Source organism: Arthrobacter sp. BGA-UO-ETr-C19 (assembly GCF_059568005.1).
In genome coordinates this window covers 1,066,841-1,078,639 of record NZ_JCAQPC010000024.1, presented here as the reverse complement: position 1 = coordinate 1,078,639, position 11,799 = coordinate 1,066,841, and the positions used below count along the sequence as shown (strand labels likewise).

The following is an 11,799-nucleotide window of genomic DNA, read 5'->3' as shown; positions in this document are numbered from 1 at the left end:
GGCTGGGTTGTGCCGGAGGCAGCGGGACTAGTTCTTGATCTCCAGAGACATTAGCATCCGCTGGACGTTGGCGAATTCGGAACCCTTGTTGACGTAGCCGGCTGCCTGGTCAAGGGTGTCGAAGGCCTTGGCCGGTGCCACCTTTTCATCCGGCGCGAACGCCTTCAGCGAGCGCACATCGCTGAACGAGTAGTTCCCCTTGCCCGCCAGGCCCTGTACCACGTTCTGCAGCTGGCATGCCTTGGAATCGGCGCCGCCTACCAGATTGGTGATGCCGTAGGAGCCGAAATAGCGGTAGCCCTGGATCACCCTGAACACCACGTGCGGATCGATCGTCCCCTGCCCGCCGCTGTGCGGCAGCTCCACTGGAACACTGCTGACGACGACGTAGGGCTTGCGGGCGGAAGCGGCGCAGCTCGCCGGGTTGGTATTGGGCAGGCCAGTTTGCAGGGTGGCCAGATAGGTGCCTTCGGCGTCCTTGACCTCGATCTTCACGGCGCCGGGAAGCGTTCCCTTGTCAGGGTCAACCGACTGGGCAATCCAACTCTGCGGCAGCTCGAAACTCACGGTCTTGGCAGGGTCGGTGAAGACCTTCCAGGAGGTTGCCGTGGCCCCGGCTGTCGCGGTGGCACCGGCCGAGGCGGTGGCGGAAGGGCCGGCGGAACCCGATGCCGGACCGGTCGCCGGGCTGGTGCCCGGCTCCGCGGTCCAGGCGGGCGCACCCTTGCCGTCGCTGCTGCAGCCGGCCATCAGTCCCGCCGTCAACAGTACGACGGCGGCGATGCCCCTACGTCCGGAAGCCGTGATCCCTGTCATGGCTCCAGCCTAGCCGGGACGCCGGTCCCATCCGGAGGCTGCCTGCCCGCGTTTCGCGTTCCAGGCGGCCGGGCGGACGGGTGGCCCGGCGGACTGGACGGTCGGGTGGCACGGACGGTCGGGCATCACAAGGGGTCTAGGCTGAGGTCATGGCCGAATATGAGCTGGACGCAGCGGAGCAGACCCTGGCGAACATGTCCGCGCTCGACATTGCAGACTGGCGGCTGCGGACTTTTGCCCTCTACGACACTGTGCGCAAGATCGCCGCCGACAGCCCGGAGGAGGCCCACGCCTACTGGCGCCAGGAGCGCGACCGCATGTTCGGCACCCATCCGGCGTCGGCCCTGACAGCCGAGGCCAAGTCGTCCTTCTACGGCCTCAAGACTGCCGACTACGATCCCATCTACCGCTTTTACGTCCCCCTGACCAAGGAGGGTGCCGGGCGGGAAATGAGCGTCGACACAGGGACAGACGGCGTGGTCCGTTTTGTCCGGCTGGGAACCTTCGACCTGCCGGAACTGGGACAACTGGCCGTGTGGAAGCTGATGGGCTACGGGGGCGGGATCTTCGTTCCCTTCCGCGACGCCACCGCTGGCCAACCCGGCGGAAGCTACGGCGCGGGCCGCTACCTCCTGGACACCATCAAGGGCGCATTCCATGGCGTCGTCCGAGGTTCGGGGCCGGAAGTCCAGTATGTGCTGGACTTCAACTTTGCCTACAACCCGTCGTGCGCCTACAACGAGGCCTGGGCCTGCCCGCTCGCCGGCCCGGCCAACCGGCTGGCTGTGGAGATCCCCGTCGGTGAGCTCTACTGACGTCACCCAGTTCCGGACGGCTCCGCCGGGCACCTACGATGGCTGAATGACCCCAGCCCTCCCGCGGCGGATCGCCCGCGTCCGCCCCCTCGCCCCTGCCGCTTCGTCGTCCCCAGACATGTCGTCCCCAGACAATGTGACAGACACGGATTCAGACAGGGCACAGCCTCCTGAACAGTTCTTCGTGGCCAACGATGCCGCGGACTTCGCGAGCACCGCCGGACGGACATGGACGGTGGTGGAGTCACCGTTCCCCGGTTCGCGCGCCAACGCCGGCAGCGACCACCGTGATCGCTGGGAAACCGGCGCTGAGGTCGCCGAGGACAGCTTCGCGTTCCTGGCGCCGAGCGTGCCGGCCAATGTCCTGGGGATGGCCCACAACACCGGGCAGGCCGGCCGCGACCTTCCGGCGCAGGCCTTCCACAAGGCAGCCACCAGCGTGATCGGTCCGGGCGAGGCGATTGAACTGCCGGCCGGAATCGGGCTGGTGGAGCCGGAGGCGGAGCTCGCCGTCGTCGTCGGCCGGACCGCGAAAAACCTGACCCTCGACAACGCACAGAGCGCGGTTCTGGGCTACACCATTGGCAACGACGTCACGGCGCGCAAGCTACAGAAGTCTGACGAGCTGTGGCTGAGCGCCAAAAGCCAGGACACCTTCACGCCGGCCGGCCCCTGGATTGTCACCGGGCTGGACCACACGGACCTGCCCGTCGGCGTCGTCCACAACGGCGCCGAACTGCCCACGGCGAGTACCGCCAACCTGGGCTGGAACGTGGACGAGATCCTCGTCTACCTGACCTCGTTCATGACCCTGCACCCGGGCGACCTGGTGCTTACCGGGTTCCCGGCGGCGAGCGCCGGCATCCAGCCGGGCGACACCGTCACCTGCCGGGTGGGCGGAATCGGCGAGCTCTCCAATCCCGTCACGGCCGCTAGCTAACCGGAACCCTAACCCGGGATCAGGCCCAGGTTCCGGACGCTTCCGACGGCGGCCGTCACCGCCGCGGCGGCAGCCTCCAGGTCGGCGCCGGTCACCGACGAATCAAAGCTGAATCTCACGGCTGTCTGTGCCACCTCCGCTTCGATGCCGAGTGCCACCAGCACCGGTGACGGAGCATCCGAGCCGGCCGCGCACGCCGAGCCGCTGGAGCACACCACGCCCTGGCGCTCGAGTTCCAGCAGGACGGATTCGCCGCTGGTGCCCGGGAAGCAGAAGGACGCCACGGAGGGCAGGCGTTCGGACGGATGGCCGGTCAGCAGCGCTCCAGGAACGCTGCCCAGCACGGCAGCAATAAAACGGTCACGCAGGCCGGTGACGCGCGCCGCGAGCGCGGGCCGGTCGGCGTGCGCCAGGGTGAGTGCGGTGGCCAGGGCCACGGCGCCCGCAACGTTCTCGGTGCCGGAGCGCCGGCCGCGTTCCTGCCCGCCGCCATGCACCAGCGGTTCGATGCGGGTCCGGCCCCGGACGAACAGCACTCCATTGCCCTTGGGGGCCCCGAGCTTGTGCCCGGAGATGCTCAGCGCGTCCACCCCGAGCGCCTTCACGTCCAGCGGCAGCCAGCCGCCGGCCTGCACGGCGTCGGTGTGGAAGGGAATCCCCCGGCCTCTCGCCAGGGCCGCCAGTTCGCCCACCGGCTGGACGGTGCCCACCTCGTTGTTGGCGTACATGATGCTGACCAGCGCCGTTTCGTCCCGCAATACCGCAGCGAGCGCCTCCGGAGTCACCGTCCCGTCCCCGTTGACAGGCACGACGTCCACCGTGAAGCCGTGAAAACGTTCGAGGTACCGTGCGGATTCCTCCACGGCGGGATGCTCGACGGCGCTGATCGCCACCCGGTTTAGCGCCGGGTCCGCGGCCTGCCGTGCCAGGGCAATACCCTTGACCGCGAGGTTGTCCGCTTCCGTGCCGCCCGACGTGAAAGTGATCTCCGCGGCCCTGCAGCCCAAAACCGCGGCCACAGTCTTGCGGGCATCGTCGAGGGCCCGAGCGGCGGAGTCACCGAGCGAGTGGTGGCTGGACGGGTTGCCGAAGTCGCCGGTGAGGTAGGGCCACATCGCCTCCAGCACCTCCCGGCGGACGGGTGTAGTGGCTGCTGCATCCAGGAAGATCATGGTGTGTTCACCCCACTGTCAGTTCGACGTCCAGGCCGAGGTCCAGAGCCGTGACGCTGTGCGTCAGGGCACCGACGGAGATGACGTCCACGCCGGCGGCGGCGATGTCCGCCACGGTGCGGAGGTTGACGTTGCCGCTGGCCTCCACCACGGCCCGCCCGGCGACCTGCCGGACACCGGCGCGGAGTTCCTCGAGGCTGAAGTTGTCCAGCATGATGGTGTCCACCCCGGCGGCCAGGACGGGTTCGATCTGGTCGGCGCTGTCCACCTCCACCTCGAAGTGAGTGGTGTGCCCCAGCTGGGCCTTCGCGTCGGCCAGCAGCGCGGTCAGCCGTGCCGGGTCTCCTCCGGTCATGACGGCCAGGTGGTTGTCCTTGGCCAGGACGGCGTCGGAAAGGCTGTAGCGGTGGTTGGCGCCGCCGCCGCAGCGGACCGCGTACCGTTCCAGGACACGCAGTCCGGGGGTGGTCTTGCGGGTGTCCGTGATGCGTGCCTTGGTGCCGGCGGCCAAAGCCACGAATTCCGCCGTCTTGGTGGCGATGGCACTCATCCGCTGTGCCAGATTCAGGCCGACCCGCTCGGCGAGCAGCACGCTGCGCGCCCGGCCGCTGACCCGCGCGAGTTTTGTTCCGGCAGCGAACGCCTCGCCGTCGCCCACGAGCAGCTCCACCTGCGTGTCCGGGTCCACCATCAGCATGGCGTCGCGGAACACGCTGCCGCCGCTGAAGACCCCCGGGACGCGGGCGTTGAGCACGGCGGTGGCGCGGGCCTCGGCCGGGATCAGCAGCTGCGAGGTGATGTCGCCGCTGGGCGCATCCTCCGCGAAGGCCCGTTCCAGGATTTCGCGCACGGGTGCTGCAGGGAGGGTCAGGCTAGTCATGGACAAGGCTCGCTTTCGGGCTCATTCTGAATTCTTCGTCGAGGTCGTGCGCCTGGCCGTCCAGGCTGGTGGCCGGCACCGGCAGGCCGTCGTCGCGGTAGTGCGCGCCGAGCGATGCCCGCCGCTCCCTCGCCGAGTGGACCAGCAGCTGCGCGGCGAGCAGCAGGTTGGCGTCCTCATGGGCGCGGGGATCGTCCGCTCCCTGCACACGGTCAGGACGTACGACGGCGGCCCACCCGGCGAGCGCGGCCCCCGCCTCCCGCAGCAGCTCGCCACTGCGAAGCACTCCGGCCTGGGCAGTCATCAGCCGCCGCAGGGCGCTCCGGGAAAACTCCCCGGGTGCGGCATCTCCCCTATTTCCCTCGGGGTAGGGCTGGGCGCCTCGGTCAATGTCCTCGCAGTCGCGCGACAGGCGGACGTAAGCGTCGGCTGACGGTGCCCCGGAAGCGTGCGTCAAAGGGAGGCCGCTAGCGGCCGTGGGCCCACGCGATCCGGGTTCCCTGGCCGAGCTTGCGAGGTTAGGGAGATCGTGGGGACGCGGAGGGGTGCCGTTAGTCGACGCCCCTGGCGGAGTAGTGCTGTTCTGCGACGGCTCAACCAGGAACGCCTCAACAGCCCGCCGCCCGAAAACCAACCCTTCGAGGAGCGAGTTGCTGGCCAGTCGGTTGGCGCCCTGGACTCCGGTGCAGGCGACTTCGCCTGCTGCGAAGAGCCCGGGGACCGTGGTGCGGCCGTGCAGGTCGGTGGAGACGCCGCCCATCCAGTAGTGCGCGGCCGGTGCGACCGGGACGGGTTCCCGCGTCCAGTCGATGCCGGCCTCGCGGGTGCGCCGCGTGATGGTGGGGAAGCGGCGCTCCAGGAACCCTGCTCCCCTGGCGTCCTCGATGACCCGGGCGTCGAGGTAGACGTGCCCGTTGGGGTTGCCGAGCGCGGCCAAATGCAGGGCAATGCTGCGGGAAACCACATCACGCGGGGCGAGTTCGGCGTCGGGGTGGTACCCGTGGAGGAAGCGGCGGCCGTGCGCGTCAACGAGGAAGGCACCCTCGCCGCGCACCGCCTCGGAGATCAGCAGCGGATCCTGGCCGTCGTCGGCCGTAGCTCCCCTGTCCGGGCGCACCAGGCAGGTGGGGTGGAACTGGAAGAACTCCAGGTCCGCGACCGCCGCACCGGCGCGCCAGGCGAGGGCGAGGCCGTCCGCGGTGGCAACGGAAGGGTTGGTGGTCTGCGCAAACAGCTGCCCCGCCCCGCCGGTGGCCAGCAGCACAGCGTCGGCCTGGATGCTGCCAGGCCGGCCGTCCTGCAGGAACTCAACGCCCGTGACCCGCCGGCCCTGCTGCAGGAGGGCTGTGACGCTGGCGTGGCCCAGCAGCCGGATCCTGCCCGTAGCCTGAGCTGCCAGCACGGCGCAGATCAGGGCATTGGCGATGCCGGCGCCGGTGGCGTCGCCGCCCGCGTGCAGGATCCGCGGCGCGGAGTGGGCTGCTTCGAGACCCAGGGCGGGGTCGCCGTCGTCGTCCAGGTCAAAGCGGACGCCGAAGCGTCCGAGCCCGGCGATGTCCCGGCGCGCCTCGGTGCACAGCACCCGGACAGCCGCCGGGTTGCAGTGCCCCGCGCCAGCCTTCAGGGTGTCGGCGATGTGGGCGGCAACGGTGTCGCCGGGCGACGGCTCGTCCAGGACGGCGGAAATGCCGCCCTGGGCGAAGTACGTGTTGCTGTCCGCGAGCGCGCCCTTGGTCAGCAGCACCACGTCGGCGCCTGCCTCCGCCGCGAGCAGTGCGGCGTAGAGGCCGGCGATGCCGCTGCCGACGACGGCGAGCCGCCGTCGTCCGGCTGTTCCGTTTTCGCTGGTCATTGTGGGCTTTCTATTGGGGCTTGGCGGCGAGCATGCGCTCGAGTGCTGTCCTGGCGTCCTGCTGCACGTCATCGTCCACGGTGATGCGGTTGACCACGCGGCCGGCCACGAGCTCTTCCAAGACCCAGGCCAGGTAGCCGGGGTGGATCCGGTACATGGTGCTGCAGGGGCAGATGACCGGGTCCAGGCAGAAGATGGTGTGCTGCGGGTACTGCGCCGCCAGCCGGTTCACCATGTTGATCTCGGTCCCGATCGCGAACACCGTGGGCTCGGTGGCTGCTGCGATGGCCTTCTGGATGAAGTCCGTGGACCCTGCGGAGTCGGCGGCGTCCACCACTTCCATGGGGCATTCGGGGTGCACGATCACGTTGACGCCCGGGAAGTCGGCGCGGGCCTTCTCGATCTGGGCCACGCTGAAGCGCTTGTGGACCGAGCAGAATCCGTGCCAGAGGATGACGCGGGAGTCCAGCAGGGCCTGTTCGTCGTTGCCGCCGAGTTCCTTGCGCGGGTTCCACATCGGCATCTGCTCGAGCGGGACGCCCAGCGCCTTGGCAGTGTTCCGGCCGAGGTGCTGGTCCGGGAAGAACAGGACGCGCTGGCCGCGCTCGAAGGCCCACTCGAGGACCGTCTTGGCGTTGGAGGACGTGCAGACGATGCCTCCATTCCGGCCACAGAAGGCCTTCAGCGCCGCGGAGGAATTCATGTAGGTCACGGGGATGACCGGAACGCGGCCTTCGGCGTCGGGCTCGGTGCCGAAAATCTCTTCGAGCTGCTCCCAGCACTCCTCCACGGAATCGGCGTCGGCCATGTCCGCCATCGAGCATCCGGCAGCGAGGTTGGGCAGGATGACCGCCTGTTCCGGCGTGGAGAGGGTGTCCGCGGTTTCGGCCATGAAGTGCACGCCGCAGAACACGATAGCCTCGGCGTCGGGCCGGGTCAGGGCAGCGTTGGCCAGCTGGAAGGAGTCGCCGACGAAGTCTGCGTACTGGACAACCTCGTCACGCTGGTAGAAGTGGCCCAGGATGACGGCCCTGTCACCCAGCGCCGCCTTGGCAGCCCGGATCCGGGCATCGAGCTCAGCTTCGCCGGCCAGCTTGTACTCATCGGGAAGCTGGCCCTGGCGCGGCGTGGACGCAGGTGCGACGTCCGCGCTGGAGGCTCCGGGACCGTAGGCCGGAACACCGGCAAGCGTTTCCGCGAGGTCATACTCCCAGGGCCCCTTGGCAAGGGCCGGGCTGCAGGTGCCGCCGGTGCCGGCTGCCGTGGCCTTCTCGGCCTGTTCACGAGTGATCAGCTGGATGGCAGTGTTGACGCTGCTCATGGGGTGCTCCTGTTATCTGGGTCGAGGCCGGGGCGGCCGGTAAATCGGTAAAGACGCGGCGGGCGGTGCTTGCCGCCCTGGAGGTATTCACCGGTTTCTTCGATTTCCGGCGTCGACTTGATCTGCCGGCGGAAGTTGGCGGGGTCCAGCTGCGTGTCCAGCACGGCTTCGTAGACCTCGCGGACCTGGGCGAGGGTGAAGTACTCCCCCAGGAAGTGGTAGGCGATGGAGCCGTAGGCCAGCTTGTTCCGCAGGCGCCAGAGGGCGTAGTCCACAATCGCGTTGTGGTCGAAAGCCAGGCTGCCGAGTTTGTCGGCGCGAAACCACCTGACGTTCTCGGATTCGTCCGCGAGCGCAGCTTCGGTGGGTTGGACCAGTGCCCAGTAGACGATGGACACCACGCGCTGCGTGGGTGAGCGGTGCATCCCGCCGAAGGCGTAGAGCTGCTCGAGGTAGCTGGGAGCCAGCCCCGTGGTTTCCCGGAGGTTCCGCGAAGCGGCGTCCTGCAGTGATTCCGCGTGCGTCAGCGGACCCCCGGGCAGTGCCCACTGGCCCTTGAACGGTTCCCGGATCCGGCGGACCAGCGGGATCCAAAGGGTGGGGCGGCCGGAAGACTCGCTGGGGCGGAGCGCGAAAATCACCGTGGAAATGGCGAGCGACGGCGGCGCGGACTGCCGCTCGGCCACGTTGGCTGAGGTGGTGTACACGGTGATCACCCGCTTCGCTGCGATCGGCCGGCCCGTCCGGGCTCGCCCTGAATTAGTTATGGTCAAGTTGACTCAAACTGATTCTACGGCCGGAGGTCCGGGATGCAAAATGTTTCGCCCGAAGTTGGGTGTAAATTCGAAAGGTCCCACAAGGACCAGTCCCCCAACCCCAAGAAGGTACGCAGCATGACGATGAAGTCCACGGCAGAGCGACCCGCAGTTCAGCTCCGCCACAGCATGAAGCCCCGCCAACTCACCATGATGGGCCTGGGCAGCGCCATAGGCGCCGGGCTCTTCCTGGGCTCCGGCGCCGGCGTCCAGGCGGCAGGCCCCGCAGTGCTGGTTTCCTACCTTGTGGCCGGCACGCTCATCATTCTGGTCATGTGGGCGCTCGGCGAGATGGCGGCAGCGAACCCCAACAGCGGTGCCTTCTCCGTTTACGCCGAACGTGCCATGGGCAAGACCGCCGGGGCAACCGTCGGCTGGCTCTGGTGGCTGCAGCTGGTGGTGGTCATCGCCGCCGAAGCGCTCGGCGCCGCGGGGCTGCTGTTTTCGGTCTGGCCGGTGGTTCCGGTGTGGGCGCTCTCCCTGGTGTTCATGGTGGTGTTCACGGGCATCAACCTCGCCGGTGTGAAGAACTTCGGCGAGTTCGAGTTCTGGTTTGCCATCCTCAAGGTGACGGCCATCGTCCTGTTCCTCGCCATTGGCGCCGCGCTGCTCCTGGGGCTCCTGCCGGATGTGGCATCACCGGGCCTGGCCAACATCACCGGAGACTTCGCACCCTCGGGTATGGCCGGCGTTGCCACGGCACTGTTCGTGGTGATCTTCGCGTTTGGCGGCACGGAGATCGTGAGCGTCGCAGCCGCTGAGACCGAAGACCCCGAGCACAGCGTCACCAAGGCCATCCGCACGGTGGTGTGGCGGATCCTCGTCTTCTACATCGGCTCTGTCTTCGTGATCGCTGCCGTCCTTCCGGCCACCTCGGAAGCCCTGGCCTCGCCGTTCGCGGGCGTCCTGGACGCCGCCCGCATCCCGGGTGCCGGCACCGCCATCACCCTGGTTGCCGTCGTCGCCCTGCTGTCCGCCCTCAACGCCAACCTCTACGGGGCGTCCCGCATGGTGTTCTCGCTCGCAGAGCGCGGCGAGGCTCCCGGCTTCCTGTCCCGGCTCAGCCGCGCAGGCGTGCCGATGGTCGCCGTCGGCGTCTCGGTAGCATTCGGCTTCATCGCCACGGTCCTGGAACTGCTGTTCCCCGAACGCATCCTGCCCGCCCTGTTCCAGCTGGTAGGGTCCACCTGCCTCGTGGTCTGGGGCTCGGCACTGGTCTCCCAGCTCATCCTGCGCCGCCGGGCGGACCGCGACGGCACCCCCCTGCCCCTGCGAATGAAGGGCTTCCCCGGGCTCACCGTGTTCGGCCTCGTGCTGCTTGGGCTGGTGTTTGCCGTGGGCTTCAGCGCAGAGAGCAGCCGCGTCCAGCTGATCAGCACGCTGCTGCTCATTGCCTGCATCGCCGCCGCCTGCTGGGCGGGCGCCCGGTTCGCGGCATCCCGCCCAACCAAGTAGCAGCACAGGGGGTTCTCACGGCTGGGAACCCCCTGTGCTGCCACCCAGTTGGGACGCCGTCGATTTCCCCGGTCCGCAGGCAGGTAGAGTGGTGCCCATCCACGGCGGACCGGCGACGAAGCAGTCCCGGCGAGCCCTGTACCTGACAAGGACTGAGACTTGACGAGGACTGAGGCGATGAGCGGCAGACACACGGGCGAACAGCACTCCCACACGGTCGAGGGCACCGATCCGCAGCTATACGTCGAAGTGCACGACCCCGGGAACGACGCCGGCCTCCGCCCCATTCTCCTCATCCACGGTTTCTCTGCGTCCAGCAAGCTGAACTGGGAGGACACCGGCTGGATCCCGGCCCTCCTGGAGGCCGGCCGCCGCGTCATCGCCGTCGATCTTCCCGGCCACGGCCGGAGCGGCGCGCCGGAGGACATGGACTCCTACTCCCCCAGCCGGATCAGGGCGGACCTCCTGCAGATCGCGTTCGACGCCGGCGCCCGGCCCTTGCGCGACGGTGACCCCGCCAGCGGGCTGGACGTGATCGGCTATTCCCTCGGTTCCCGGCTCGCCTGGGAGTTCGGCGCCACTCAGGCGGAGCTGGTCCACCGGCTGGTCCTGGGCGGCCCGAACATGGCCGACCCGCTGGCGGCCTTCGACCTCGTGGCCGCCCAGCGGTACCTGGCCGACGGCACGCCCATTGATGACGCGTCCACGGCCGGACTCCTCAGCATGGCGCAGGCGCTGCCGAGCAACAACATCTTCGCCCTGTTGTCCCTTGTTGAGGCGATCAAGGGCGAACCGTACGACCCGGCCGAGGCCGTGCCGCACATGCCCGTGCTGCTGGTGGCCGGTGAAAACGATGAGCGCGCCGCATCCATGCCGCAGCTTGCCGAACTGGCACTGAAGGCCGGCTCCATGGCCGAGCAGCTCATCCTGCCGGGGCGCACGCACACCAACGCGATCACCAGCCGCGCCTTCAAGCAGGCGGCCATCGCCTTCCTCGGCAGTTAGGGGCTTCCCGCCGGGGCCCACGGGCGTAGGCTGGACTTTGGGGGCGGAGACACCGGAAGAGGAACCCATGGCCATGGTTTTTGAGGACCGGGAAGACGCTGGACGGCAGCTTGCGGCCGCCCTTCCGCAATTCCGCGAGCGGCCGGACACCCTGGTGCTGGGCCTGGCCCGGGGCGGTATCCCGGTGGCCGCCGCCGCGGCCGAGGTCCTCCACCTGCCCTTCGGGGCCCTGCTGGTCCGCAAGCTTGGCATCCCGGGCCATGACGAGACCGCATTCGGCGCACTGGCCTACTCAGGCGGAAGAATCGTCCGCCTTCTCAACAGACCGCTCGTGGAACGCATGCTTGACGACGGCGTGCGGCAGGAGTGGCTCGACCAGGTGGAGCACCGGGAGCGGACCGAACTGATGCGCCGCGCCGACAGCTATCCGGCCGTGGACCCCGATGTGCACGGCAAGACGGCGCTGCTGGTGGACGACGGCCTGGCGACGGGGGCCACCATGCGGGCAGCGGTCGAGGCGGTGCGGATGGCCGGCGCTGCAGCGGTCGTGGCCGCCGCGCCCGTCGGCTCGATCGAGGCAGAGAAGTCACTCTCCCGGGTCTGCAATGTCCTGTGCCTCCACCTGCCAGGAAGATTCCGGGCTGTGGGAGCCTTTTACCGGCACTTTGATCAACTGAGTGACGAGGACGCCATCGCCCTGCTGCATGGCGCCCGCATCTAGTGCCGGC

11 protein-coding genes are annotated in these 11,799 nt (G+C 68.7%); 5 read left to right on the top strand and 6 right to left on the bottom strand.

Annotated elements, in window-relative coordinates; all coding sequences use genetic code 11:
* Positions 1-27: 27 nt before the first annotated feature.
* Positions 28-816 (bottom strand): hypothetical protein, encoded by a 789-nt coding sequence (locus AC57BR_RS23895; RefSeq protein WP_496365083.1) that lies wholly within the window; start codon positions 814-816, stop codon positions 28-30.
* 149 nt (positions 817-965) lie between these two features.
* Here AC57BR_RS23895 and AC57BR_RS23890 point away from each other — a divergent pair, with 149 nt between their 5' ends.
* Positions 966-1,631, top strand: coding sequence for a DUF1684 domain-containing protein (locus AC57BR_RS23890; protein ID WP_496365081.1), 666 nt, complete (start codon positions 966-968; stop codon positions 1,629-1,631).
* A 46-nt stretch (positions 1,632-1,677) separates the two neighbouring features.
* Entirely contained in the window at positions 1,678-2,571 is an 894-nt protein-coding gene (locus AC57BR_RS23885) for a fumarylacetoacetate hydrolase family protein (RefSeq protein ID WP_496365080.1), read from the top strand.
* 8 nt (positions 2,572-2,579) lie between these two features.
* Here the strand turns inward: AC57BR_RS23885 and AC57BR_RS23880 are convergent, their stop codons facing one another.
* From AC57BR_RS23880 to AC57BR_RS23860, 5 genes are read right to left on the bottom strand one after another with little or no spacing between them, the layout of a single operon-like run.
* The gene (locus AC57BR_RS23880) at positions 2,580-3,743 is read right to left on the bottom strand and encodes a cysteine desulfurase family protein (protein ID WP_496365078.1); all 1,164 of its coding nucleotides are present in this window, start codon (positions 3,741-3,743) and stop codon (positions 2,580-2,582) included.
* A 7-nt stretch (positions 3,744-3,750) separates the two neighbouring features.
* Entirely contained in the window at positions 3,751-4,623 is an 873-nt protein-coding gene (gene nadC, locus AC57BR_RS23875; RefSeq protein WP_496365076.1) for a carboxylating nicotinate-nucleotide diphosphorylase, read from the bottom strand.
* On the bottom strand, positions 4,616-6,475 hold the full coding sequence (gene nadB / locus AC57BR_RS23870) for an L-aspartate oxidase (RefSeq protein WP_496365075.1): 1,860 nt from the start codon (positions 6,473-6,475) through the stop codon (positions 4,616-4,618). The genes nadC and nadB overlap by 8 nt, the downstream gene beginning before the upstream one ends.
* A 10-nt stretch (positions 6,476-6,485) precedes the next feature.
* Positions 6,486-7,796 carry a quinolinate synthase NadA gene (gene nadA, locus AC57BR_RS23865; RefSeq protein ID WP_496365073.1) on the bottom strand — a complete coding sequence of 437 codons (1,311 nt, stop codon included), beginning with the start codon at positions 7,794-7,796 and terminating at the stop codon, positions 6,486-6,488.
* Positions 7,793-8,503, bottom strand: coding sequence for an NUDIX hydrolase (locus AC57BR_RS23860; protein WP_496365222.1), 711 nt, complete (start codon positions 8,501-8,503; stop codon positions 7,793-7,795). The genes nadA and AC57BR_RS23860 overlap by 4 nt, the downstream gene beginning before the upstream one ends.
* Before the next feature lie 186 nt (positions 8,504-8,689).
* Between AC57BR_RS23860 and AC57BR_RS23855 the strand changes: the two genes are divergently transcribed.
* The 3 genes from AC57BR_RS23855 to AC57BR_RS23845 all read left to right on the top strand — a co-directional run bounded on the left by AC57BR_RS23855 (position 8,690) and on the right by AC57BR_RS23845 (position 11,792).
* Entirely contained in the window at positions 8,690-10,066 is a 1,377-nt protein-coding gene (locus AC57BR_RS23855) for an amino acid permease (RefSeq protein WP_496365071.1), read from the top strand.
* A 177-nt stretch (positions 10,067-10,243) separates the two neighbouring features.
* Positions 10,244-11,071 (top strand): alpha/beta fold hydrolase, encoded by an 828-nt coding sequence (locus AC57BR_RS23850; RefSeq protein ID WP_496365069.1) that lies wholly within the window; start codon positions 10,244-10,246, stop codon positions 11,069-11,071.
* A gap of 67 nt (positions 11,072-11,138) precedes the next feature.
* The gene (locus tag AC57BR_RS23845) at positions 11,139-11,792 is read left to right on the top strand and encodes a phosphoribosyltransferase (RefSeq protein WP_496365067.1); all 654 of its coding nucleotides are present in this window, start codon (positions 11,139-11,141) and stop codon (positions 11,790-11,792) included.
* Positions 11,793-11,799: the final 7 nt, after the last annotated feature.